The sequence below is a fragment of the Pseudoxanthomonas sp. GW835-FHT14C01 genome (assembly GCF_058793715.1).
In genome coordinates, this window is the sequence record NZ_JBXAGB010000003.1 from 415,148 (window position 1) to 438,060 (window position 22,913).

Below are 22,913 nucleotides of genomic sequence, written 5' to 3' on the forward strand. Positions count from 1 at the left end.
ACCCGGGTCCCGACGACCATGACGATTGGCAGGGGTCCGTCGCGCGCCACGCAGAGACACTGAAAGGCGGCCTCGGGACTTGTCCCGGTGGCGCAGGGACGGGGATCCTTTCGGAATCAGGGGGCGTGGTGAAGTATTCGGCGTTCGTGGCAGGTGTTGCGTTGTGGGTGGGAATGTCGATGACGGGGCCGGCGCGGGCCGCCGAACCGGTCGACCTGGACATGGTGGCGAAGATCCGCAGCGAGGCGTTCCACCGCTCGCAGGCGGCCGCCAATCTGAAGGAGCTGACCGAAACCATCGGCCCGCGCCTGACCAATTCGCCCAACTACGCGCAGGCCAGCGCCTGGGCGCGCGGCAAGCTGTCCGGCTGGGGCCTGTCCAATGTCCACGACGAGGTCTACGACCCGGCCTTCGGGCGCGGCTGGGCTTTCCGTGCGTCGCGCGTGGAAATGCTGTCGCCGCGCCAGCAGCCGGTGCATGCGTTGCCGAAGGCCTGGACCCGCGGCACCGATGGTCCGGTCGAGGGCGAGGTGGTACTGGCGTCGTTCAAGACGCTGGAAGACATCGAAAAGCAGCGCGGCAAACTGCGCGGGCGCATCGTGCTGGTGGACGAGGCGCGTGCCAACAAGCCCTCCGAGAACACCGACTTCCGCCGCTACAGCGAGGCGGAGCTGGGCGAACTGCAGACGTTTCCCATGCCGGAGGACGCCGCGCCCGACGCGCAGCAGAAGCGCCTGGACGAGTACCGCAAGCGGACCGAATTGAACAAGGCGTTGAATACCTTCCTCGCCGAGGAAGGCGTGCTGGCCACGCTGTCGATCAGTTCGTGGGACAACGGCATCATCCGCGCGACCGGTGGCGGTGCCCGCAAGGCCGGCGAACCGGTCGGCGTGACCGAGCTGGTGCTGCCGGCCGAGCACTACAACCCGCTCGTTCGCGCCGTGCAGGGCAAACAGCCGGTGCGACTGCGCATCGACGTGGACTCCGCCTTCACCAGCGAACAGGACCTGCCGGCGACCAACACCTTCGCCGAGATCCCGGGCAGTGGCAAGGCGGACGAACTGGTCGTCATCGGTGCGCATCTCGATTCTTGGCATACCGGCACCGGCGCCAGCGACAACGGTGCCGGCGTGGTCGTGATGATGGAGGCCATGCGCATCCTCAAGACCCTCGGCGCCAAGCCGCGGCGCACGATCCGGCTGGCGCTGTGGGGCGGGGAGGAGCAGGGCCTGCACGGCTCGGCGGGGTACGTGGCGAAGCACCTGGCGGACTATCCCGCGCCCACCGATCCCGAACAGAAGGCGCTGCCGCGCGCCTACCAGCGCGGCACCGGCCCGCTGCAGCGCCAGCGCGGCTACGATCGGTTCTCGACCTATTTCAACTTCGACAACGGCACCGGCCGCATCCGCGGCATCTATGCGCAGGAGAACCACGCCGCCGTGCCCATCTTCAAGGCGTGGCTGGAGCCGTTCAACGACATCGGCGCCACCATCGTCACCACCCGCAACACCGGCAGCACCGACCATATCTCCTTCGACCGCGTCGGCCTGCCGGGCTTCCAGTTCGTGCAGGATCCGGCGGATTACTTCACCCACGTCCACCACACGCACCTGGACACCTACGACCACGTGGTGCCGGAAGACCTGAAGCAGGCAGCGGCGATCATCGCCTCGTTCGCCTGGCACGCGGCGACGCGCGAGGAACGGCTTCCCCGCAAGCCCTTCATCGAGCGCGACGCGCAGTAATCAGGCAGGTCGCCGTCGGATCAGGCGGCGGTCTTGTCCTTGAACCGGCAGAGATCGCGGATCACGCACTGCGGGCAATCCGGCTTGCGCGCTTTGCATACGTAACGCCCATGCAAGATGAGCCAGTGGTGCGCGTCCTGCTTGAACTCCGCCGGCACCACCTTCAGCAGCCTGTCCTCCACCGCGCGCACGTCCTTGCCCGGCGCCAGGCCGGTGCGGTTGGCGACGCGGAAGATATGCGTGTCCACCGCGATCGTGGGCTCGCCGAACGCGGTGTTCAGCACCACGTTCGCGGTCTTGCGGCCCACGCCCGGCAGCGCTTCGAGGGCTTCACGCGAGCGCGGTACTTCGCCGCCATGCTCCTCGATCAGGATGCGGCACGTGGCGATGACGTTCTTCGCCTTCGCGTTGAACAGGCCGATGGTCGAGATGTATTTCTTCAGCCCGTCCTCGCCCAGGGCCAGGATGGCGGCGGGCGTATTCGCCACCGGGAACAACCGACGCGTCGCCTTGTTGACGCCGACATCGGTCGCCTGTGCCGACAGCGTCACCGCGACCAGCAGCTCGAATGGCGTGCTGTATTCCAGCTCGGTCGTCGGCTTCGGATTGAGTTCGCGCAGCCGCGAGAACAGTTCGACAACCTCGGCGGGGGTCAGCGTGGCGCTGCGCCGGGGAGCAGGCGTCATCGTTTCATCCTCTCGGCCGCCTTGGCCTTGGCGCGCGCAAGGATCGCGGCAGCGCCGGTCGGCAGTGCAGGGCGGGGCGTTTCGTTTGCGCTCGCGTTCGGGACCGTCGCCTTCACGCGGCGCGCTTCGCGTTCGGCGGCGCGTCCTGCCAAGCGCGTCTCGCGTTGCCGGTAACGCTGGCGCGCGCTCCACGCGACCCGCAGACGATGCTGGGTTTGCATGATGGCGACGGCGTCGTTTCCCGCGCACGGACACGGCTGGAACGCCATCAGTCCTGCCTCGATCGCGGCATCGAGATCATCCGTCGCGATCAGGGGCGCCAGCGCATGCGCCTGTCGACAGTCGGGGCAGGGCGGAGAAGGCATGCGACGCGGTGCCGCTCAGCGACCGGTGAAGGCGGGTTTGCGGCGCTCGACGAACGCGCGCGTGCCTTCGCGCATGTCGTCGGTCGCGAACATCAGGCCGAACTGCGCACTCTCGTACTGCAGGCCTTCCTCGATGCCACATTCCCCGCCGATGTTGATCACGTCGAGCGTCGCGCGCAGCGCGAGCGGCGCCGATGCAGCCAGTTGCGCCGCGACCTTCAGCGTTTCGGCTTCCAGCTCCGCCGCCGGCACCACGCGGGTGACGATGCCCAGCTGCAGCGCACGCTCGGCCGTGACCGGCGCGCCCAGCAGGCAAAGCTCCAGCGTGGCGGAACGTCCGGCCAGGCGCAGCAGGCGCTGGCTGCCACCGAAGCCCGGGATCAGCCCCAGGTTGATCTCGGGCTGGCCGACCTTCGCGCTGTCCGCCGCGATGCGGAGGTGGCAGCCCATCGCCAGTTCCAGCCCGCCACCGAGCGCGAAGCCGTTGACCATCGCGATCACCGGCTTCGGCAGCGTTTCGATGGTGCGCATCAGCTTCTGGCCGCGCAGCGAGAAGTCGCGTCCCTCGGTGGCACGCAGGCCCGCCATTTCGGCAATGTCGGCGCCCGCCACGAACGCCTTCGGACCGGCACCGGTGAGCACGACGACCCGAACAGTCGCGTCGGCCGCAGCGTCGTCGAAGGCCGCCTGCAAGGCGTCCAGCGTGGCGGCATTGAGGGCGTTCAATTTGTCGGGGCGGTTGACGGTCAGGCGACGGATCCCGGCGTCGTCAGCGACAAGGACAAGAGGTTCGGACATGGCGTTTTCGAGGGGGTTTTGTAAATTTTGAGTGAAATTGGAACTCTTCGGGCAAGGTCCGGTCAGACCCGCCTGTCGTCAGTGGCGGTTAAGCGCCCCGGCGGCTATCCTAGCGCGTCCATTCCAGACGGTATGCCGCCGTCGCCCTATCTTCGGAGAGTGTGTTGATGAAGTTGCGTTCGATTGCGGTCGCTGTTGCGGCATTCGCCATGGCCGGTAGCGCCCTGGCCCAGGACGTCTCGTCCGAGAAAGGCAAGCTGAGCTACTACTTTGGTTACGACTACGGCAACAACCTTGCCGAGCTGACCGCGCGTGGCGAGCAGTTGGACATCAACTCCGTGGTGAAGGGCCTGCAGGACGCCTACGCCAAGAAGCAGCCGGCCTTGACCGCTGACCAGCTGAAGCCGGCACTGGAAGCCTTCCAGAAGCGCGAGCAGACCCGCGCCCAGCAGGCCAAGGCCGAGTACGACAAGGTCGCCGGCGAGAACAAGACCAAGAGCGACCAGTTCATCGCCCAGTACAAGGGTCAGGCGGGCGTGAAGACGCTGGCGAGCGGCGTTCCTTACAAGGTGCTGGAGAACGGTACCGGTGCGAAGCCGACCCAGGCGAGCACGGTCGAACTGCTGGTGTCCGGTCCGTACCCGTTCGGCCAGCGCCCGGCGGAAGCCCGTCCGCCGCAGCCGATGAAGGACCTGAAGATCAGCGCCGTCGAGATGCCGGCGATGCGCGAAGCGCTACTGCAGATGCCGGCCGGCGCCAAGTGGGAAGTCGCGCTGCCGCCGGACAAGGCCTACGGCGCCGATCCGCGCACGGGTTTCCCGCCGAACGTGGCCGTCGTGTTCGAGATCAAGCTGGTCAGCGTCAAGTGACGCAATGACGCGTCTGCGCCCTGCGCAGATGCCTTTTCCATTGCGTCATCCCCGCAAAGCGGGGATCCGGCGGCGATGCTTCCCTTCCGACAGGGCAGCCGTTCCGCAGGCTCAGCAACCGCTATACCCTCTGCGCCGGCCTCGTGCCGGCGCAGTGCTTTTCGGCGCAGGGCGGCGCATTTCCGCTACCCTCCGCAGGTGCCCGAAGAAATGAATACCGCATTCCGCGCCGTGCTCAGTCCATGCATCGGCGTCTGCACACTGGACCACGATGGGCTATGCGAAGGATGCCTACGCACCACATCGGAGATCGCACGCTGGTCGCAGATGAACGATGACGAACGCCTGCGACTGATGGAGCACGTGCTGCCCGCGCGCGAACGCGGGCGCTTGCCGCTGGAGCCCCGCCTGCGCGAAGGCGGCGCGTTGCGCCGTGCCCTGCATCCGTTGGGCACCGTGCCGGGCGAAGCGGGCTGGAACCATGACGATCTGGTCGATCTGCTGCCGCCCGGACCGCTGGCCGAAGCGGCCGTGCTGGCCGGTCTTGTTCCGCGCGCGGAGGGTACGCAGGTACTACTGACGCGCCGCACCGACGGATTGCGTCATCACGGCGGGCAGGTGAGTTTCCCCGGTGGGCGCGTCGAGCCCACGGATGTCGACGCGGTAGCGGCCGCGTTGCGCGAAAGCCACGAGGAAATCGCGCTGCCGGCGTCGCAGGTCACCCCGCTGGGCTTCCTCGACCCCTTTACCACGATCAGTGGATTCCGCGTGGTGCCGGTGGTGGCGCTGGTCGATCCTGCCTTCGTGCCGGTGCCCGAGCCGAACGAAGTCGCCGACGTGTTCGAGGTGCCGCTCGATTACCTGTTGTCACCGGACAACCTTCGCCGTGTCGAAGTCGACTACCGCGGACGCCGGCGCGTGGTGCTGGAGTACGCATGGCCGGGACAGCGCATCTGGGGCGCGACGGCCGCCATTTTGTTCAATCTTCGCCAACGGCTGGAGCAACTGGCATGAGCTGGACGACCCTCGTCTACGCCACGGCGTTGTCCGCCGCTCTGGGCGATCCCGACCTGCGGCTGGTCGATGCTCGCTTCGTGATGCTCAATGCGGCGCCGGACGCCGGTCGTCAGGCCTACGCCGAGTCGCATCTTCCGGGCGCTGTCTACGCGGACCTCAATCTCGACCTGTCGGACCTCTCGAAGGTCGGCGAAGGCCGACATCCGTTGCCGGACAGCGATGCGTTCGCGCGCAAGCTGGGCGAGTGGGGCATCGGGCCGTCGCACCAGGCCGTGGTCTATGACGCCGGCGATGGCAGCATGGCGGCCGCGCGCCTGTGGTGGTTGTTGAAGCTGATGGGGCATGTCCGCGTAGCCGTGCTCGACGGTGGCCTGGCCGCGTGGCGAGCGGAGGGTGGGCGGGAAACCGCCGAGGTCTCCCTGCCAGTGCCGGTTGCTGCCTATCCGTCGCACTTCGATGCAGGCCAGCTGGTCGATGCGCCAGGCATCGTTGCGCGGCTGGACGCGGACAGCGGCTGGCTGATCGATGCACGCGCCGCCGAGCGTTTCCGCGGCGATGTCGAGCCCATTGATCGGGTCGCCGGACATATTCCAGGCGCACTCAATCTTCCGTTCGGGCAGAACCTGCGCGATGGCCGCTTCAAGCCGTCCGACGAGCTGCGCGCCGAGTTGTCGATGCTGCTGCGCAACCGCTCGCCCGCGGACACCGTGCTGATGTGCGGCTCCGGCGTGACCGCCTGCCATCTGCTGCTCGCCTTCGAACATGCCGGTCTGCACGGTGCGCGCATTTATCCCGGTTCGTGGAGCGGCTGGATCAGTGACCCGTCGCACCCGGTCGCGCGCGGCGACTGACGAAGCCGCCGTCTACTTTTTCAGCTTGTCCACCAGTGCCTGCAGTGCGGTCTGTGTGTCGGGCGCATGCCAGGCATCCACGAAGCGTTCCAGCTGGATCAGCGCCGGATCCAGCGCGTCGACCAGGTCACGACGGGCAAGGGTGCGCGTCTGCAGCATCGGGTGGTGCGGCAGGCGCAGCAACTGCTGCAGCCACGCGACTGAGCGCGCGGTAACGTCTTCCTGGTCGACGAGCTCATCGACCAGGCCGATCTCCAGCGCGCGTTCGGCCGGCACCATTTCGCCCGCCACCAGCAGGCGCTCGGCGCGATAGGGGCCGACGACGCGGCGCATCAGGCGCTGGATGCCTTCAGGCACCACCAGGCCCACCTGGGTTTCGTTGAGGCCGAGCGCGAACGGGCGCGACGGGTCCGGGCTGCGCGCCATCACGCGGTAGTCGCAGCAGAGCGCCAGCACGCAGCCGCCCGCCGGCGCATGGCCGGTGATCGCGGCGACCACGGGGACGCGCGATTCGGCCAGCGTGCGCGCGGCGCCGAAGAACGCCTGCCAGGCATCGAGCAGCGCGTGGCGGTTGTCCCCCAGGGAGAGCAGGTAGGGCACATCCATGCCGGCGGAGAAGATCTTCGCGCTGCCGGCCAGCACGATGCCGTGCGCGCCATGGTCGAGGGCGGCGTTGAGGGCATCGATCAGTGCCCGGCACAGTTCGGTGTTCAGTGCATTGACCGGCGGCCGCGCCAGCCGGATCTCGCGGATGTCGCCGTGGTCGGTGGTTTCGATGAGGCCCGTCATTCATCCGCTCCCTGAAGTCAGGCCGGTATCATAGGCGCATGAACCATCGCACCGGAATGATCTGTCTCGCGGCCCTGTTGATGTCGTGCTTGGGCACTGTCCATGCGGCCGAATGCCTGCCGGTCGCCAAGGCGGCCTGGGTGCGCATGCCGCCGGTCGCGATGCCGATGATGGCGGGCTTCGCCCGCATCGAGAATCCGTGCAAGGCGCCGGTCAGCATTGTCGGTGCGGAAAGCCTCGCCTTCGACGATGTGTCGCTGCACGAGACGCGCGAAGAGGGAGGCGTCAGCCGCATGCGCGCTGTGGCTGCGTTGCCCATCGCGCCCGGTACGGCTGTCGAGCTGAAGCCGGGCGGGCTTCATCTCATGCTGCATGGTCCCTACCAGCCGCTGACCGCAGGCGAGAAGCCGGTGATCACGCTGAAGCTGGCCGATGGTCGTTCGTTGCCGGTCGTTTTCGAGGTGCGCAAGAGCGCACCTTGAGCCTGGCGGCATTTTTGTAGGAGCGACGTAAGTCGCGACCGTAGACCCGCGCAAGCACGGAATTACTCAACGGCAGTACCAGTACGGGCAGAGTAGGGAATCCCTCTTCATCAGGGTGCTTTCCCTGCATTCCCGCTGACTCGGTATTCTTCCGGTCGCGACTCGCGTCGCTCCTGCAGAATAAAAGCGCCGCTACTCCGACACCGCGCGGATCGCCGTCGGCAATGGCGCACTGTGGCCGGTCTGCGTGTCCATCCAGACGACCACCACGTTGCCATCGGAGTACAGAACGCTATCGTCCTTGGCCGACACGATGCGGTGGCCGATGGTCACGCTGCTGGTGCCCAGGCGGTCGACGTAGAGCTCCACCACGACATCGTTCGGCCACGTCAGCGGACGCTTGTAGTTGATGTTGTTGGCGGCGACGACCGGCGCGATGCGGTCGGTCATCGATACGTCCGGCACGGTCAGCATCCAGCGCACGCGGGCCTCCTCCAGGTACGAGATGTACTTGGCGTTGTTCACGTGGCCCATGCTGTCCATGTCGCGCCAGCGCACGCTGATCGGGATCTTCGCCAGCAGCTTGCGGCCGGTGTCGGGGGTGTCGCTCATCGTGCGGCCTTCTTGCTCGTGGTCTTGGAGGTCTTCTTGGTCGCCTTGGTGGCGGACTTGCGCGGCGGCAGTACGTCGGGCTTGGCGACCGCGGCCGGCTTGGTCGGCTTCGGCACTTTCGCCGCCGGCAGCAGCTTGGCGAGGAAACGGCCGGTATGCGAATCCGGGTGCGCGGCGACGTCTTCGGGCGTGCCCGTCGCGAGGATCCGGCCGCCGCGATGGCCGCCTTCCGGTCCCAGGTCCACGACCCAGTCCGCCGTCTTGATGACGTCCAGGTTGTGCTCGATCACGACGATGGTATTGCCCTCGTCGCGCAGCTTGTGCAGCACGGCCAGCAGGTGCTCGATGTCGTGGAAGTGCAGGCCGGTGGTGGGCTCGTCGAGGATGTACAGCGTGCGTCCGGTGTCGCGGCGCGACAGTTCCTTCGACAGCTTGACGCGCTGCGCTTCGCCGCCGGACAGCGTGGTCGCGCTCTGGCCCAGCTTGATGTAGCTCAGGCCCACGTCCATCAGCGTTTCCAGCTTGCGCGAGATCGACGGCACCGGCTCGAACAGGGTCAACGCATCCTCGACCGTCATTTCCAGCACGTCGTTGATGTTGTAGCCCTTGTAGAGGATCTCCAGCGTCTCGCGGTTGTAGCGCTTGCCGTGGCAGACATCGCAGGGCACGTACACGTCCGGCAGGAAGTGCATCTCCACCTTGATCATGCCGTCGCCCTGGCAGGCCTCGCAGCGGCCGCCGCGCACGTTGAAGCTGAAGCGGCCCGGCGAATAGCCGCGCGCGCGCGCCTCCGGCACCTGCGCGTACAGTTCGCGCAGCGGCGTGAACAGGCCCGTGTACGTCGCCGGGTTGGAGCGCGGCGTGCGGCCGATCGGCGACTGGTCGATGTCGACGACCTTGTCGAACAGATCGAGGCCGGTCACTTCGCGGTACGGCGCTGGCTTGTGCGAGGCGCCGTTGATCTCGTTGGCGGCCAGCGAGTACAGCGTGTCGTTGATCAGCGTCGACTTGCCCGATCCCGATACGCCGGTGATGCAGGTGAAGAGGCCGGATGGAATATCCAAGTCGACGTCCTTAAGGTTGTTGCCCGTGGCGCCGCGCAGGTGCAGCGTCATCTTCGGGTTGGCCTTGTGGCGCGCCTTCGGCACTTCGATCTGGCGCTTGCCGGACAGGTACTGGCCGGTCAGCGAACGTGGCGCCTCCAGCAGGTCCTGCAGCGTGCCCTGGCCGACGATTTCGCCGCCGTGCACGCCGGCACCCGGTCCGATGTCGAGCACGTAGTCCGCGAGGCGGATCGCGTCCTCGTCGTGCTCGACCACGATCACCGTGTTGCCGAGATCGCGCAGGCGCGTCAGCGTGCCGAGCAGGCGCTCGTTGTCGCGCTGGTGCAGGCCGATGCTCGGTTCGTCGAGCACGTACATCACGCCGACCAGGCCGGCACCGATCTGCGACGCCAGGCGGATGCGCTGCGCTTCACCGCCGGACAGCGTGTCGGCCTTGCGCTCCAGCGTCAGGTAATCCAGGCCGACATCGACCAGGAAGCCGAGGCGCTCGGCGATTTCCTTGACGATCTTCGCGGCGATCTCGCCACGCCAGCCCGGCAGGTCGAGGCTGCGGAAGAACGCCAGTGCTTCGTCCACCGGCAGCACCACCAGCGACGGTAGCGGACGGTCGGCGACAAACACGTTGCGTGCGGACTTGTTGAGGCGCGCGCCCTGGCAGTCGGGGCACGGACGGTCGCTGATGTACTTGGCCAGTTCCTCGCGCACCGCCGGCGATTCGGTCTCGCGGTAACGGCGCTCCAGGTTCGGCACGATGCCTTCGAAGCGGTGCTTGCGCTGCGTGCGCCCACCCGACTCGGTGAGGTAGGTGAAGGTGATGACGTCCTCGCCGCTGCCGTACAGCACGGCCTGCTGCACCTTCTCCGGCAGCGATTGCCAGGGCGCATCGGTGTCGAACTGGTAGTGCTTGGCGAGCGACGCGATCAGCTGGAAGTAGTACGCATTGCGGCGATCCCAGCCGCGCACGGCGCCGGCGGCCAGCGACAGCTCCGGATGCACGACCACGCGCGCCGGGTCGAAGAACTGCGCCACACCCAGGCCATCGCAGGTGGGGCAGGCGCCGACCGGCGAATTGAACGAGAACAGGCGCGGTTCCAGTTCCGGCAGCGAGTAGTCGCAGACCGGGCAGGAATACTTCGACGAGAACAGCAGCGGCGCGGCATCCGGCTGGTCCAGTGACATCACCTGGGCCATGCCGTCGCCCAGCTTCAAGGCGGTCTCGAAGCTTTCGGCGAGGCGTTGCTTGAGATCCTCGCGCGGACGGAAGCGGTCGATCACCGCCTCGATGGTGTGCTTCTGGCGCAGCGCCAGCGCGGGCACCGCGTCGATCTCGTACAGCTCGCCATCGACGCGCACGCGCACGAAGCCTTGCGCACGCAGCTGGTCGAACACTTGCGCGTGCTCGCCCTTGCGCTCGCGGATTACCGGCGCGAGCAGCATGTAGCGCTGCTCGCCATCCAGCGCCAGCACTTGGTCGACCATCTGGCTGACCGTCTGCGCTTCCAGCGGGTAGCCGTGGTCCGGACAGCGCGGCAGGCCGACCCGGGCGTACAGCAGGCGCAGGTAGTCGTAGATCTCGGTGATGGTGCCGACGGTGGAGCGCGGGTTGTGGCTGGTCGATTTCTGTTCGATCGAGATCGCCGGCGACAGGCCTTCGATGTGATCGACATCCGGCTTCTCCATCACCGACAGGAATTGCCGCGCGTATGCCGACAGCGACTCCACGTAGCGGCGCTGGCCTTCGGCGTAGATGGTGTCGAACGCCAGCGAGGACTTGCCGGAGCCGGACAGGCCGGTGATCACGATCAGCTTGTCGCGCGGCAGGTCGAGATCGATGTTCTTGAGGTTGTGGGTACGGGCTCCGCGGATGCGGATGAAGTCCATGGCCATCGGGTGGGGGATCCGGAAAGCGAACAAGGAAGCGTAGCGATCTGCCTAGGTGGGGGCAAATAGCGCCATTGCCAGCGAAACAGCAGGAGCGGGTGTGCGGGCAGTCAGCCACGATGGCGTGGCCATCGGTCCTGCGTCCTGTCGGGCGACGGGTTGTCGCCCCGGTAGCGAAAGGCGGATATGTCGCGACAGGGATCGATTCAAGTCATTGATTTTCAATGGTCCGTCGCGGCGGGTGGCGCCGCCGACGGGCACCATCCGGGCCAGTCTGCGCTTCCATGCGGACAGATCCTGTCCGTAATGGGGGCCGACGGGCCGGACGCGGAAGCACGCCCAGGGGCAGGGTTGACCCTAACTCCATGAATCCACTAGAATTCCGCTTCTGTTCGCCCTCGATGGCGGGCAGGCTCCAGAAAATAACTACAGAAACCAAGGAATCCACATGTACGCAGTCGTAGTCACGGGCGGTAAGCAGTACCGCGTGATGAAGGGCGAGACGCTCCGCGTCGAGAAGCTCGAGGCCGAAGCCGGCAACGAGATCACCTTCGACAACATCCTGATGCTGGGCGATGGCGAGACCATCAGCCTGGGCGACGCCCTGAAGGGCGCCAGCGTCACCGCGAAGGTCGTCGGCCATGGCCGCGCCGACAAGGTGCGCATCATCAAGTTCCGCCGCCGCAAGCACCACATGAAGCGCCAGGGTCACCGGCAGCACTACACCGAAATCGAAATCACCGGCATCACCAAGTAAGGAGAAGCAGTCATGGCACACAAAAAAGGCGTAGGTTCCTCGCGCAACGGCCGCGACTCCAATCCGAAGATGCTGGGCGTCAAGGTCTTTGGTGGTCAGGCGATCGATGCGGGCAACATCATCATCCGCCAGCGCGGCACCCAGTTCCACCCGGGTCCGGGCGTCGGCCTGGGTCGCGACCACACGCTGTTCGCGCTGGTCGACGGCAAGGTCGAGTTCTCGATCAAGGGCGCCAAGAAGCGCCGCACCGTGAGCGTGGTGACGGAAGCCTGAGGCTTTCGCACACGCCGAGCGAAGGGCCCCGCCGCGTGCGGGGCTTTTCGTTTGCGGGGTCTGTCCCTCGACCCTGCGACCGTTCCACCTTTCCTCATCACTCCAGTCCAATCCCATGAAACTCGTAGACGAAGCAGAAATCCTGGTCGGCGCCGGCAACGGCGGCAACGGTTGCGTGGGGTTCCGTCGCGAGAAGTTCATCCCGCTGGGTGGGCCGGACGGCGGTGACGGCGGCAATGGCGGCAGCGTCTGGCTGCAGGCCGACGAGAACCTCAATACGCTGGTGGACTTCCGCCATCAGACCCAGTTCCGCGCCCAGCGAGGCGAGAACGGGATGGGCCGGCAGATGTACGGCAAGGCGGGCGAAGACCTGACCATCACGGTGCCGGTCGGCACGGTGGTGACCAATGTCAGCACCGACGAAGTGATCGGCGACCTCACGCAGCACGGCGACCGCCTGCTGGTGGCCAAGGGCGGCAAGGGCGGCCTGGGCAACATGCACTTCAAGAGCTCGATCACCCGTGCGCCGCGCAAGGCGACGCCGGGCGAAGAGGGCGAGGAGCGCCTGCTCAAGCTGGAGTTGAAGCTGTTGGCGGACGTCGGCCTGCTCGGCTTTCCCAACGCCGGCAAGAGCACCTTCATCCGCGCCGTCTCGGCGGCCACGCCGAAGGTCGCGGACTATCCGTTCACCACGCTGTATCCGAACCTGGGCGTGGTCAGCGTGGAGGCGCACCGCAGCTTCGTGATCGCGGACATCCCGGGCCTGATCGAAGGTGCCGCGGACGGCGCTGGCCTGGGTGCGACGTTCCTGCGCCACCTGCAGCGCACCCGCATCCTGCTGCACCTGGTGGACATGGCGCCGATGGAAGGCGGCGTGGAGGATGTCGATCCGGTCGAGCAGGTGCGCGCCATCGAGCGTGAACTGGAGAAGCACGATCCGGAACTGCTGGCGAAGCCCCGCTGGCTGGTGCTCAACAAGGCAGACCTGATGTTCGAGGACGAGGCCAGGGAGCGCGCGGAACAGATCATCGCCAGCCTGGGTTGGACCCAGCCGTGGTTCCAGGTGTCCGCCATTTCGCGCGAAGGCACCTGGCCGATTATGAAGGACGTCATGGCCTTCTTCGATCGCCAGAAGGAAGACGCCGAAGAGGCCGCACGCGAAGGCTGACAAGGAAAACCCGCCGGAAGGCGGGTTTTTTCTTCGTGGCGAAATGCGGCGAGAACGCCGAAGTTGGCGCCGGGGCTGTCCGCAGGCAAAAAGAAACCCGCCTTTCGGCGGGTTCCAGTGTCTTCGCGTTGCGTACCGCCGTGAATCAGGCCGCTTGCAGGGCCTTGATGCGGGCGTTCAGGCGGCTCTTGTGGCGGGCAGCCTTGTTCTTGTGGATCAGGCCGCGCGAGCTCAGGCGGTCGAGGATCGGCTGGGCCGACACGAACGCGGCCTGGGCGCCGGCGGCGTCATTGGCGTCGAGCGCCTTCAGGACTTTCTTGACAGCGGTGCGCAGCATCGAACGCTGACCGGCGTTGCGCGCATTGCGCACGACGGTCTGCTTGGCGCGCTTCTTGGCGGACTTGATATTGGCCACGGTGGGATTCCTGGTGAATACCTGAGAGAATTCAGGGGGTGAACGGAAGACGGGTAAATTGAGCCGGAAATTATGGGGCATTCAATAGGTTGCGTCAACCTGGGTCCGTCCCGGGCAAAGGGGTGGCGATGAGCGGCAGGTTGCTGCGGTCCGCCGCGGTATTCAGCTCCATGACCTTCCTGTCCCGGCTGTCCGGACTGGTCCGGGACCAGGTCTACGCCCACGTCTTCGGCGCCGGCGGCATGATGGACGCCTTCTTCGTGGCGTTCCGTATCCCCAACTTCATGCGCCGGCTGTCGGCCGAAGGGTCGTTCTCGATGGCCTTCGTCCCGGTGCTGGCCGAGTACAAGGCCACCCGCACTGCCGAGGAGGTCAAGGCCCTGGTCGACCGCGTGGCCGGTACGCTGGCGGCGGCACTGCTGGTGCTGACGGCCATCGTCATCCTGCTGGCGCGGCCGATCGCCGAGCTGATCGCGCCGAATTTCGACGACGCGCAGATGGCGATGCTGACCGACCTGCTGCGCGTCACCTTCCCCTACGCGTTGTTCATTTCGCTGGCGTCGCTGGTCGGCGCGGTCCTCAACAGCTACCAGCGCTTCGCCATTCCGGCGCTGTCGCCGATCCTGCTGAACGTGGCGATGATCTCGGCCGCGTTCGCGGCGCAAACCTGGTTCAGCAGCTCGGTCATGGTGCTGGGGTGGGGCGTGTTCATCGCCGGCGTGCTGCAACTGGTGTTCCAGCTGCCGTCGCTGTACCGACTGGGTCTGCTGCCCCGGCCGAAGCTGGATGCCGCCCACGCCGGCGTGCGCAAGATCATGACCCTGATGGTGCCGACGCTGTTCGGTTCCTCGGTGGCGCAGTTCAACCTGCTGCTGAACACCTGGGTGGCCGCCTTGCTGGTCAGCGGCAGTGTCAGCTGGCTGTACTACAGCGATCGCCTGCTGGAATTCCCGCTGGGCATGTTCGGCGTCGCCATCGGCACGGTGATCCTGCCGCACCTGTCCAGCCGGCACGCCGAGACCGATCCCCAGGGCTATTCGAAGGGCCTGGATTGGGGTTTCCGGCTCTGCCTGCTGATCGGCCTGCCGGCCTGCGCCGGCCTGATCCTGTGCGCGCAGCCGCTGTTGTCGACGCTGTTCCAATACGGCCGGTTCGGGGCTACCGACGTGCAAATGGCCAGCTGGAGCCTGATGGCGCAGTCGATCGCCATTCCCGCCTTCCTGCTGGTGAAGGTGCTGGCCCCCGCATTCTATTCGCGCCAGGACACCCGCACGCCGGTCAAGGCCGCCGTGGTGGCGGTGCTGACCAATGCGCTGTGCACGGTGCTGTTCTTCGCGGCGATGCTCTACGGTACCGAGCCCGGTCGGCAGGCACTGCAGGCCACGGGCGGCGATCTGAAGGCGGCGCTCGGCCAGGTGCAGGGCGCCCACGCGCTGCTGGCGCTGGCCATCGCGATCGCCGGCTGGGTCAACGCCGTGCAACTGGCCTGGCTGCTGCGCCGGGCTGGCGTCTATCGGCGCCAGCCGGGCTGGGCCCGGTTCCTGCGCCAGATCGTCCTGGCCACGGTGGCGATGACGCTGGTGGTGGTGGCGTTCCGTTTCGTCTGGGTCGACTGGACCCCGTGGGCCTGGTGGGAGCGCGGCTGGCGGCTGGCGGTGATGGTCGGTGCGGGTGGTGCGCTGTATGCCGGGCTGCTCTACCTGCAGGGCATCCGGCCGCGTGACCTGCGTGGGCATTGAGGACGGGCGGGGCCGGCTATACTTCAAGGTCTTGCAACATCCGGGATCCGCCGCCTGGCGCATCCTTCCCGACAGGAATCCATGAGCAGGCTGTTCCGTGACGTCGATGGCGGGCCTCTGTGCCCGCACGGTAGCGTGGTCTGCATCGGCGCCTTCGATGGCCTGCACCTGGGCCACCGTGCGCTGGTGCGGCATGCCGTCGCGCGTGCGCGCGCGCTGGGCGTACCGGCCGTGGTGGTGACGTTCGAGTCCCTGCCGCGCGAGTTCTTCGCCAAGGACAGTCCGCCGCCGCGCCTGACCCTGGCGCGGGCGAAGGTGGAAGGCCTGCTCGACCTGGGTGCCGACCGCGTCGGCCTGCTGCGCTTCGACGCCAAGCTTTCCGCGATGTCCGCCGAGGACTTCGCCCGCGTGCTGCTGTCCGGACGCCTGGGCGCCCGCGAGGTCTGGATCGGCCCCGAGTTCCGCTTCGGCCACCGCCGTGGCGGCGACCTTGCTTTGCTGCAGGCGATAGGGGGCGAGCTCGGTTTCACCGCCGGCGAGATCGACCCCGTGCACGCCCAGGGCGAACGCGTCTCCAGCACCCGCATCCGCGAAGCGCTGAAAGCCGGCGATTTCGCTACCGTCGAGCGCTTGCTTGGCCGCCCGTACGCGATTGGCGGGCGCGTCGTCCGCGGCAAGCAGCTCGGCCGCACGCTGGGCTTCCCTACCGCCAACCTGCGCTTCCCGAAGACGCCTGCGCTGTCCGGCATCTACGCCACCTGGGTGCACGGCGTCGGCGACCGGCCCTGGCCTTCCGTGTCCAGCTTCGGCACCCGGCCCACGGTCGATGGCGTGGAACCGTTGCTGGAAGCCCACCTGTTCGACTTCGCCGGCGACCTCTACGGGCGCCATCTCGACATCGAATTCGTCGCCAAGCTGCGCGACGAACTGAAATTCCCCGATCTGCCCAGCCTCACCGAGCAGATGCACCGCGATGCGGACGACGCGCGGGCAATCCTTTCCGAACATCAACGACGAGCGACGGCGTGAGCCAGGACTACAAAGCCACCCTCCATCTGCCTGCCACGGATTTCCCGATGCGCGGCGACCTGCCCAAGCGCGAGCCGGACACGCTGGCCCGCTGGGAAAGCCAGGGCCTGTACACGCAACTGCGCGACAACGCCAAGGGGCGTCCGCTGTTCGTGCTGCACGACGGCCCGCCGTACGCCAATGGCGCGATCCATCTGGGCCATGCGGTCAACAAGATCCTCAAGGACATCATCGTCAAGTCGCGCTACCTGGCCGGCTTCGATGCGCCGTACGTCCCCGGCTGGGACTGCCACGGCCTGCCGATCGAGATCGCCATCGAGAAGAAGTTCGGCAAGGTCGGCGTGAAGCTGGACGCGGTCGAGTTCCGTCAGAAGTGCCGCGAGTACGCCGAGTCGCAGATCGACATCCAGCGCAAGGACTTCAAGCGCCTGGGCGTGATCGGCGACTGGGACAACCCGTACAAGACGCTCGACTTCCGTTTCGAAGCCAACGAGATCCGCGCGCTGGCGAAGATCGTCGCCAACGGCCACCTGACGCGCGGCGTGAAGCCGGTGCACTGGTGCTTCGACTGCGGCTCGGCGTTGGCGGAAGCCGAGATCGAATACGCCGACAAGGTGTCGCCGGCGGTGGACGTGGCCTACGCCGCGCGCGACGCGCACGCGCTGGCGAAGGCGTTCGGCTTCGACGTGCCGGCCGATGTCGAGGTCGCGCTGCCGATCTGGACCACCACGCCGTGGACGCTGCCCGCGTCGCTGGCCATCTCGGTCGGTGCGGATCTCGAGTACGCCCTGGTCGAAGGTCCGGCGCACGACGGCAAGCGCCGCTGGCTGGTGCTGGCCGATGCGCTGGCTGCGCGCGCGCTGCAGCGCTACGGCGTCACCGATCTGGTGATGCATGCGCGGGTGAAGGGCAGTGCGTTGGAAGGCCTGCTTTTCGCGCATCCGTTCTACGACACACGCGACATCCCGGTGCTGCTCGGCGATCACGTGTCAGCCGAAGACGGTACCGGCGCCGTGCACACCGCGCCCGGCCACGGCCAGGAGGACTATGCCGTCAGCAAGCAGTACGGCCTGCTCGACACGTACACCGCCGCGCAGATCAATCCGGTCGACGGCCGCGGCGTGTACCTGCCGTCCACGCCGGCCGCGCATGGCGTCGAACTCGCCGGCCTGCATATCTGGAAGGCCAACGACACGATCATCGACGTGCTGAAGCAGAGCGGCGCGCTGCTCGCCTTCAGCAAGCTCGAACACAGCTATCCGCACTGCTGGCGGCACAAGACGCCGATCGCGTTCCGCGCCACGCCGCAGTGGTTCATCTCGATGGAGCAGGCCAACCTGCGCGCCGATGCGCTGGAGGCCATCAAGCACGTCGGCTGGTTCCCGCAGTGGGGCGAAGCCCGCATCGCCGGCATGGTCGATGGCCGTCCGGACTGGACCATCTCGCGCCAGCGCACCTGGGGCGTGCCGATCGCGCTGTTCGTGCATCGCGAAACCGGCGAACCGCATCCGCGCAGCGTCGAGTTGATGCGCGCGGTCGCCGATCGCGTGGAGCAGGGCGGCGTCGACGTCTGGTACACGCTGGACGCGGCGGAACTGCTGGGCGACGAAGCGAAGGACTACGACAAGATCACCGACATCCTCGATGTCTGGTTCGATTCCGGCGTGACGCACGAGGGCGTACTGCTGGAGCGCGGCTTCGGCAAGCCGGCCGACCTCTATCTGGAAGGCTCGGACCAGCACCGCGGCTGGTTCCAGTCCTCGCTGCTGACCGGCGTGGCGATCGACAAGGCGGCGCCTTACAAGCAGTGCCTCACCCATGGCTTCACCGTGGACGAGCACGGCCGCAAGATGTCCAAGTCGCTGGGCAACGGCATCGAGCCCCAGGACATCATGAAGACCCTGGGCGCGGACATCCTGCGCCTGTGGATCGCCAGCGCCGACTACAGCAACGAGATGTCGCTGTCGCAGGAGATCCTGAAGCGCAACGCCGATGCCTACCGTCGCCTGCGCAACACCGCGCGCTTCCTGCTCAGCAACCTCAACGGCTTCGATCCCGCGCGCGACCTGCTGGCGCCGGCCGACATGGTCGCGCTGGACCGCTGGATCGTGCACCGCGCGTACGAGGTGCAGGAGAAGATCAAGGCCGCCTACGACCGCTACGACTTCGCCGAGATCGTGCAGACGCTGCTGAACTTCTGCAGCGTCGACCTGGGCTCGCTGTACCTGGACGTCACCAAGGACCGCCTGTACACGATGCGCGAGGATTCGCGCGGTCGCCGCAGCGCGCAGAGCGCGATGTTCCATATCGCCGAGGCCTTCGTGCGCTGGATCGCGCCGGTGCTCAGCTTCACCGCCGACGAGATGTGGGGCTACCTGCCGGGCGAGCGCACGGGCAACGTGCTGTTCGCCACGTGGTACGACGGCCTGGCACCGTTGCCGGAGGGCGCGGCCTTGAACGCGGCCGACTTCGACCAGCTGCTGGCCCTGCGCGAGCAGGTCGCGAAGGTGCTGGAGCCGATGCGCGCCAACGGCCTGATCGGCGCCGCGCTGGAGGCGGAGATCACGGTGTCGGTGAATGCGCTGACCGCCGCCAAGTGGCAGCCGCTGGCCGAGGAACTGCGCTTCTTCTTCATCAGCGGCGACGTCACCGTCAGCGAAGTCAGTGCTGACGAGATCTTCGTGCTGGCCACGCCGACCACCAAGAGCAAGTGCGTGCGCTGCTGGCACTACCGCGCCGATGTCGGCCAGCATGCCGCGCATCCGGAGCTGTGCGGCCGCTGCGTCGACAACATCGATGGCGCGGGCGAACACCGGGTGTGGTTCTGATCTCTCCCTGTAGGAGGGCTTCAGCCCCGACCGCCCCCGCCATCGGAGCATCGGGGCTGAAGCCCCTCCTACAGGCTTCTTCCAACAGGAACACGATGAGCAAACATCCCAAACCCAATGCCTTGATCTGGTTGCTGCTGTCGGTCATCGTCATCGCGCTGGACCAGTGGTCGAAGGCATGGGTGCTGGCGGCGCTGCCGGAGTACACCGCCATCCCGGTGATCGAGGGCTTCTGGAACTGGTACCGCACCTACAACACCGGCGCGGCGTTCAGCTTCCTGGCCAACGCCGGCGGCTGGCAGCGGTGGTTCTTCACTGTGCTGGCCGTGGGCATCAGCGGCCTGCTGGGCTTCTGGCTGTCGCGTACCGCGCGTAGCGACTGGCGCCAGGCGCTCCCGTACGCACTGGTCATCGGCGGCGCGCTGGGCAACGTCATCGACCGCCAGATCCACGGCCACGTGATCGACTTCATCCAGTGGCACTGGCGCGACTACTACTGGCCGGCGTTCAACATCGCGGATTGCGCGGTGGTGGGCGGGGCCATCGGCATTGCGCTGTTCGGGTTGTTCGACGGGAAGAAGAAGGGCGGTTGAGCGGACCCGCTCGGCGCGGGTCGCGAGGCGGGTTCGGGTCCGCTTTGTTTATGCGTCGCCGGGCAGTGGACCGGCGCCTGTGCTCGGGCCGTCATCCCGGCGAAAGCCGGGACCCAGCGCCTTCCACCGTGAAACCTGCTGTCCGCGCGTACGTCACTGGGTCCCGGCTTTCGCCGGGATGACGGTGGGAGCGGCTGGCGGCCGATTCATCCCTATGCTGTCCCACCTCCAGTAAAATCGGCCCCATGGACGTCCTCCTCGCCAATCCCCGTGGTTTCTGTGCCGGCGTCGACCGCGCGATCGAGATCGTCAAGCGCGCCATCGAAACGCTGGGTGCGCCGATCTACGTGCGGCACGAAGTGGTGCACAACCGCTTCGTGGTCGACGACCTGAAGCAGCGCGGCGCGGTGTTCGTCGAGGAGCTGGACGAGGTGCCGGACGGTGCCACCGTCATCTTCAGCGCGCACGGCGTGTCCAAGGCCGTGCGCAACGAAGCCGACTGCCGCGGCCTGAAGGTCTTCGACGCCACCTGCCCGTTGGTGACCAAGGTCCATTTCGAAGTGGCCCGCCACTGCCGCGCCGGTCGCGACGTGGTGCTGATCGGCCATGCCGGGCATCCGGAAGTGGAAGGCACGATGGGACAGTGGAGCCGCGAAGGCGGCACCGGGAACATCTACCTGGTGGAGGACATCGACGGCGTGGCTCTGCTGGATGTCAGCCAGCCGGAAAACCTGTTCTACACCACCCAGACCACGCTGTCCGTCGACGACACGGTGGGCATCATCCAGGCGCTGCAGCAGCGCTTCCCGGCCATCCAGGGGCCGAAGAATGACGACATCTGTTACGCCACGCAGAACCGCCAGGACGCCGTGCGCGACCTCGCGAAGCAATGCGACCTGGTGCTGGTGGTCGGCTCGCCAAACAGCTCCAATTCCAACCGCCTGCGCGAGCTGGCCGAGCGCGACGGCGTGGAGTCGTACCTGATCGATGGCGCCCACGAGATCGACCCGCGCTGGATCGACGGCAAGCAACGTATCGGCGTCACCGCCGGCGCTTCAGCCCCGGACGTGCTGATCGACGGCGTCATCCAGCGCCTGCGCGACCTCGGTGCCGCTGGCGTCGGCGAACTGGATGGCGAGCCCGAGAACATGGTGTTCGCCCTGCCGAAGGAACTGCGGCTGCAACTGGTGAGCTGAGCGCCTGTCGATCGTTCCTGAACAATGGCCCCGCGATGCGGGGCTTTTCATTTTTGCGCCGTCTCATCCCGCGCGACGGTCCCCGGTCACGCTGCCATCCACAGACCCGGGGGATCACCGATGACGCCCATGCACTGGATGGCTTTCAGGATGTACCTGCCGACGCTGGCATGCCTGCTGCTGGCGTTTGTGTCCACGCTGCTAACCAGTGCGGAACCGGCCGCGTTCGCGCAGCCGCTCGGCGACGCGTTGCGCTTGGCGCCCTACGTGCTGTTGGGGCTGTCCGTGCTGCTCGGCGTCATCGCCAGCGTGCGCCTGTTGCGCTGGGGCACCGGCGACGCGCTGATCTGTGGCTGCGGTGGCCTGTTGGGCGGGGAACGGCCAGGACGCTTCGGCACCTACCGGACGTGCGCGGCCTGCGGGCGGCGTCACGGAGTAGCCAGGTAGTCGCCCGCGCGCGGCGGACGGGTTGTGCAAGGTTGTCGTGTTCCTGTCCGCCATGATGGATTGACGGGCTCGTGGCCGGATGCATCCATCCGCTGCGCGGTAGGGTGGGCGAGGCATTTTGCTTCGCTGTCGCACCGCCGAGCTTCGCGCGCGCACCTCGGTAGTGCGGCGCCAAGGCGAAAAGTCTTGGGATCAGAGCGGAAAGCCTCGGCCGCAAGGCAAACAGCGTTGTCGTCACCGCTGAAAGCCTCGATGTCGAGGCAAAAAGCTGTGTCGTCTCACCTCAATGGTTCACGGTCGAGGCTTTTTGCCTTGGCGGCAACCCGAAACGCCTTGCGAGCGAAGCAAAAAGCCTCGTCATCTCACCTCAATGCCGTGCGCGCGCACCTTTCTGGTTCGATTTCTCGCAGTAGCGTCGTGCTGGCGACTGTCACTTGTGCGGACGCAACCGGGGTAGTCCAGTGGCGGTGACGAACAGTGCCGGCACGGTCATTGAGCGGAACGATTACGAGCCCTACGGCAGCATCATCGGGAAGCCTAACTACCAGGGTTTCGGCTTCACTGGGCATCTGCAGGATAGCGAGACCGGCCTGACGTACATGCAGCAGCGGTACTACGATCCGACGGTGGGGCGATTCCTGTCGGTGGATCCGGTGGCAGCGCTAAGCAGCCCGGTGGGGATGTTCAATCGCTACAAGTACGCGGCGAACAATCCGTATCGGTTTGTTGATCCTGATGGCAGGCAGGAGAAGGCGGAGCAGCAGCGTGAGCGAACTGACTTCCGCTCAATGAGTAGTCATCCCGGCGCTGGAGGCATGGCAATTAGCGGATTGCCCAGAGAAGGCAGGAGCCAGAGAAGTGAAGGCGGCGGAGCTGCGCAGGCGTCACCAAAGGGAAGTGCTGCGCCTGGCCCCGCAATTAGCTCTACCGTCGATGTGCCAAGCCAGGACAAGTATGCGCTGGAAGTACTCTTGGGTGAGCCAGTGGACGACGTGCAAGTTATTGAGAATTCGCCATTCGCTAAATTGCATGGTGCAATTGCCACTACGCGAGAAGATGCCATTTATTTAGCAATCAGTGGGGAGAGATTTCTCAAGGATCCGCAGCTGATGTTGGAGGAGTATTATCACGTCATAAAGCAATGGAACACTGGAGATGTTACTGTCGCTAAGTACGTCATTGAGAATGCTACAAACGGTGATGGCTACAGGGGAAATAGATACGAAGTTGAAGCCAAGGGATTCGCTGAGAAGAATTGGCGAGAATTCCAGTATATGCGAGGTAAATGAGGTGGCCAGAAGCTTTCGAC

Annotated in this window: 22 protein-coding genes; 15 read left to right on the top strand and 7 right to left on the bottom strand. The window is 66.5% G+C overall.

The window, feature by feature from the left end:
- Nucleotides 1-173: 173 nt before the first annotated feature.
- The gene (locus tag AC1Q5B_RS15315) at nt 174-1,745 is read left to right on the top strand and encodes a M28 family metallopeptidase (RefSeq protein ID WP_492632808.1); all 1,572 of its coding nucleotides are present in this window, start codon (nt 174-176) and stop codon (nt 1,743-1,745) included.
- Between the two features lie 20 nt (nt 1,746-1,765).
- Here AC1Q5B_RS15315 and nth read toward each other — a convergent pair whose 3' ends face one another.
- Genes nth through AC1Q5B_RS15330 form a run of 3 tightly spaced genes read right to left on the bottom strand, consistent with a single transcriptional unit; the run spans nt 1,766 to nt 3,594 of the window.
- Nucleotides 1,766-2,431 carry an endonuclease III gene (gene nth / locus AC1Q5B_RS15320; protein ID WP_492632403.1) on the bottom strand — a complete coding sequence of 222 codons (666 nt, stop codon included), beginning with the start codon at nt 2,429-2,431 and terminating at the stop codon, nt 1,766-1,768.
- A complete protein-coding gene (locus tag AC1Q5B_RS15325; RefSeq protein ID WP_492632404.1) occupies nt 2,428-2,796 on the bottom strand; it encodes a hypothetical protein in 369 nt (122 codons plus the stop codon). The genes nth and AC1Q5B_RS15325 overlap by 4 nt, the downstream gene beginning before the upstream one ends.
- 15 nt (nt 2,797-2,811) lie before the next feature.
- The gene (locus AC1Q5B_RS15330; RefSeq protein ID WP_492632405.1) at nt 2,812-3,594 is read right to left on the bottom strand and encodes an enoyl-CoA hydratase/isomerase family protein; all 783 of its coding nucleotides are present in this window, start codon (nt 3,592-3,594) and stop codon (nt 2,812-2,814) included.
- A gap of 167 nt (nt 3,595-3,761) precedes the next feature.
- Here AC1Q5B_RS15330 and AC1Q5B_RS15335 point away from each other — a divergent pair, with 167 nt between their 5' ends.
- The 3 genes from AC1Q5B_RS15335 (at nt 3,762) to AC1Q5B_RS15345 (ending at nt 6,331) form a co-directional block, all read left to right on the top strand.
- Nucleotides 3,762-4,463, top strand: a complete 702-nt coding sequence (locus AC1Q5B_RS15335; RefSeq protein WP_492632406.1) for an FKBP-type peptidyl-prolyl cis-trans isomerase — start codon at nt 3,762-3,764, stop codon at nt 4,461-4,463.
- Between the two features lie 210 nt (nt 4,464-4,673).
- On the top strand, nt 4,674-5,477 hold the full coding sequence (locus AC1Q5B_RS15340; protein ID WP_492632407.1) for a CoA pyrophosphatase: 804 nt from the start codon (nt 4,674-4,676) through the stop codon (nt 5,475-5,477).
- On the top strand, nt 5,474-6,331 hold the full coding sequence (locus tag AC1Q5B_RS15345) for a sulfurtransferase (RefSeq protein WP_492632408.1): 858 nt from the start codon (nt 5,474-5,476) through the stop codon (nt 6,329-6,331). Before AC1Q5B_RS15340 ends, AC1Q5B_RS15345 begins: the two co-directional genes overlap by 4 nt.
- 12 nt (nt 6,332-6,343) lie before the next feature.
- On the opposite strand, the gene AC1Q5B_RS15350 is transcribed toward AC1Q5B_RS15345, so the two are convergent.
- Complete coding sequence (locus AC1Q5B_RS15350) at nt 6,344-7,120, bottom strand: enoyl-CoA hydratase/isomerase family protein (protein WP_492632409.1); 777 nt, start codon at nt 7,118-7,120, stop codon at nt 6,344-6,346.
- A 38-nt stretch (nt 7,121-7,158) separates the two neighbouring features.
- Here AC1Q5B_RS15350 and AC1Q5B_RS15355 point away from each other — a divergent pair, with 38 nt between their 5' ends.
- Nucleotides 7,159-7,602 carry a copper chaperone PCu(A)C gene (locus AC1Q5B_RS15355; protein ID WP_492632410.1) on the top strand — a complete coding sequence of 148 codons (444 nt, stop codon included), beginning with the start codon at nt 7,159-7,161 and terminating at the stop codon, nt 7,600-7,602.
- A 192-nt stretch (nt 7,603-7,794) separates the two neighbouring features.
- Here the strand turns inward: AC1Q5B_RS15355 and AC1Q5B_RS15360 are convergent, their stop codons facing one another.
- Both AC1Q5B_RS15360 and uvrA read right to left on the bottom strand, forming a co-directional pair.
- A complete protein-coding gene (locus tag AC1Q5B_RS15360) occupies nt 7,795-8,214 on the bottom strand; it encodes an acyl-CoA thioesterase (RefSeq protein WP_492632411.1) in 420 nt (139 codons plus the stop codon).
- A complete protein-coding gene (gene uvrA / locus AC1Q5B_RS15365; RefSeq protein WP_492632412.1) occupies nt 8,211-11,165 on the bottom strand; it encodes an excinuclease ABC subunit UvrA in 2,955 nt (984 codons plus the stop codon). The genes AC1Q5B_RS15360 and uvrA overlap by 4 nt, the downstream gene beginning before the upstream one ends.
- 442 nt (nt 11,166-11,607) lie before the next feature.
- Between uvrA and rplU the strand changes: the two genes are divergently transcribed.
- The 3 genes from rplU (at nt 11,608) to cgtA (ending at nt 13,357) form a co-directional block, all read left to right on the top strand.
- Nucleotides 11,608-11,916: a 50S ribosomal protein L21 gene (gene rplU / locus AC1Q5B_RS15370; protein ID WP_062355039.1), complete on the top strand. Its 309-nt coding sequence runs from the start codon at nt 11,608-11,610 to the stop codon at nt 11,914-11,916.
- A 12-nt stretch (nt 11,917-11,928) separates the two neighbouring features.
- Complete coding sequence (gene rpmA, locus AC1Q5B_RS15375) at nt 11,929-12,189, top strand: 50S ribosomal protein L27 (RefSeq protein ID WP_142123858.1); 261 nt, start codon at nt 11,929-11,931, stop codon at nt 12,187-12,189.
- Between the two features lie 115 nt (nt 12,190-12,304).
- Nucleotides 12,305-13,357: an Obg family GTPase CgtA gene (cgtA, locus tag AC1Q5B_RS15380; protein WP_492632413.1), complete on the top strand. Its 1,053-nt coding sequence runs from the start codon at nt 12,305-12,307 to the stop codon at nt 13,355-13,357.
- Between the two features lie 145 nt (nt 13,358-13,502).
- Here cgtA and rpsT read toward each other — a convergent pair whose 3' ends face one another.
- The gene (gene rpsT / locus AC1Q5B_RS15385; RefSeq protein WP_062355047.1) at nt 13,503-13,772 is read right to left on the bottom strand and encodes a 30S ribosomal protein S20; all 270 of its coding nucleotides are present in this window, start codon (nt 13,770-13,772) and stop codon (nt 13,503-13,505) included.
- Between the two features lie 128 nt (nt 13,773-13,900).
- Between rpsT and murJ the strand changes: the two genes are divergently transcribed.
- The 7 genes from murJ to AC1Q5B_RS15420 all read left to right on the top strand — a co-directional run bounded on the left by murJ (nt 13,901) and on the right by AC1Q5B_RS15420 (nt 22,893).
- Nucleotides 13,901-15,511: a murein biosynthesis integral membrane protein MurJ gene (murJ, locus tag AC1Q5B_RS15390; protein WP_492632414.1), complete on the top strand. Its 1,611-nt coding sequence runs from the start codon at nt 13,901-13,903 to the stop codon at nt 15,509-15,511.
- Between the two features lie 81 nt (nt 15,512-15,592).
- Nucleotides 15,593-16,540, top strand: a complete 948-nt coding sequence (locus tag AC1Q5B_RS15395; protein WP_492632415.1) for a bifunctional riboflavin kinase/FAD synthetase — start codon at nt 15,593-15,595, stop codon at nt 16,538-16,540.
- Nucleotides 16,537-19,368, top strand: a complete 2,832-nt coding sequence (gene ileS, locus AC1Q5B_RS15400; protein WP_492632416.1) for an isoleucine--tRNA ligase — start codon at nt 16,537-16,539, stop codon at nt 19,366-19,368. Before AC1Q5B_RS15395 ends, ileS begins: the two co-directional genes overlap by 4 nt.
- 95 nt (nt 19,369-19,463) lie before the next feature.
- Nucleotides 19,464-19,961: a signal peptidase II gene (gene lspA / locus AC1Q5B_RS15405; RefSeq protein WP_492632417.1), complete on the top strand. Its 498-nt coding sequence runs from the start codon at nt 19,464-19,466 to the stop codon at nt 19,959-19,961.
- Between the two features lie 245 nt (nt 19,962-20,206).
- A complete protein-coding gene (ispH, locus tag AC1Q5B_RS15410) occupies nt 20,207-21,157 on the top strand; it encodes a 4-hydroxy-3-methylbut-2-enyl diphosphate reductase (protein ID WP_492632418.1) in 951 nt (316 codons plus the stop codon).
- A gap of 120 nt (nt 21,158-21,277) precedes the next feature.
- Complete coding sequence (locus AC1Q5B_RS15415; protein ID WP_492632419.1) at nt 21,278-21,604, top strand: hypothetical protein; 327 nt, start codon at nt 21,278-21,280, stop codon at nt 21,602-21,604.
- Nucleotides 21,605-22,038: 434 nt separating this feature from the next.
- Nucleotides 22,039-22,893: an RHS repeat-associated core domain-containing protein gene (locus tag AC1Q5B_RS15420; protein WP_492632420.1), complete on the top strand. Its 855-nt coding sequence runs from the start codon at nt 22,039-22,041 to the stop codon at nt 22,891-22,893.
- Nucleotides 22,894-22,913 lie beyond the last annotated feature (20 nt).

What these genes read in the sequence shown, in the direction of transcription:
- ispH (WP_492632418.1), top strand. Translation starts at nt 20,207, where the DNA reads ATGGACGTCCTCCTCGCCAATCCCCGTGGTTTCTGTGCCGGCGTCGAC.
- AC1Q5B_RS15330 (WP_492632405.1), bottom strand. Translation starts at nt 3,594, where the DNA reads ATGTCCGAACCTCTTGTCCTTGTCGCTGACGACGCCGGGATCCGTCGC.
- AC1Q5B_RS15415 (WP_492632419.1), top strand. Translation starts at nt 21,278, where the DNA reads ATGACGCCCATGCACTGGATGGCTTTCAGGATGTACCTGCCGACGCTG.
- AC1Q5B_RS15350 (WP_492632409.1), bottom strand. Translation starts at nt 7,120, where the DNA reads ATGACGGGCCTCATCGAAACCACCGACCACGGCGACATCCGCGAGATC.
- nth (WP_492632403.1), bottom strand. Translation starts at nt 2,431, where the DNA reads ATGACGCCTGCTCCCCGGCGCAGCGCCACGCTGACCCCCGCCGAGGTT.
- cgtA (WP_492632413.1), top strand. Translation starts at nt 12,305, where the DNA reads ATGAAACTCGTAGACGAAGCAGAAATCCTGGTCGGCGCCGGCAACGGC.
- AC1Q5B_RS15325 (WP_492632404.1), bottom strand. Translation starts at nt 2,796, where the DNA reads ATGCCTTCTCCGCCCTGCCCCGACTGTCGACAGGCGCATGCGCTGGCG.
- AC1Q5B_RS15345 (WP_492632408.1), top strand. Translation starts at nt 5,474, where the DNA reads ATGAGCTGGACGACCCTCGTCTACGCCACGGCGTTGTCCGCCGCTCTG.
- uvrA (WP_492632412.1), bottom strand. Translation starts at nt 11,165, where the DNA reads ATGGCCATGGACTTCATCCGCATCCGCGGAGCCCGTACCCACAACCTC.
- AC1Q5B_RS15335 (WP_492632406.1), top strand. Translation starts at nt 3,762, where the DNA reads ATGAAGTTGCGTTCGATTGCGGTCGCTGTTGCGGCATTCGCCATGGCC.
- lspA (WP_492632417.1), top strand. Translation starts at nt 19,464, where the DNA reads ATGAGCAAACATCCCAAACCCAATGCCTTGATCTGGTTGCTGCTGTCG.
- AC1Q5B_RS15340 (WP_492632407.1), top strand. Translation starts at nt 4,674, where the DNA reads ATGAATACCGCATTCCGCGCCGTGCTCAGTCCATGCATCGGCGTCTGC.
- AC1Q5B_RS15315 (WP_492632808.1), top strand. Translation starts at nt 174, where the DNA reads ATGTCGATGACGGGGCCGGCGCGGGCCGCCGAACCGGTCGACCTGGAC.
- rplU (WP_062355039.1), top strand. Translation starts at nt 11,608, where the DNA reads ATGTACGCAGTCGTAGTCACGGGCGGTAAGCAGTACCGCGTGATGAAG.
- AC1Q5B_RS15360 (WP_492632411.1), bottom strand. Translation starts at nt 8,214, where the DNA reads ATGAGCGACACCCCCGACACCGGCCGCAAGCTGCTGGCGAAGATCCCG.
- AC1Q5B_RS15395 (WP_492632415.1), top strand. Translation starts at nt 15,593, where the DNA reads ATGAGCAGGCTGTTCCGTGACGTCGATGGCGGGCCTCTGTGCCCGCAC.
- rpmA (WP_142123858.1), top strand. Translation starts at nt 11,929, where the DNA reads ATGGCACACAAAAAAGGCGTAGGTTCCTCGCGCAACGGCCGCGACTCC.
- murJ (WP_492632414.1), top strand. Translation starts at nt 13,901, where the DNA reads ATGAGCGGCAGGTTGCTGCGGTCCGCCGCGGTATTCAGCTCCATGACC.
- AC1Q5B_RS15355 (WP_492632410.1), top strand. Translation starts at nt 7,159, where the DNA reads ATGAACCATCGCACCGGAATGATCTGTCTCGCGGCCCTGTTGATGTCG.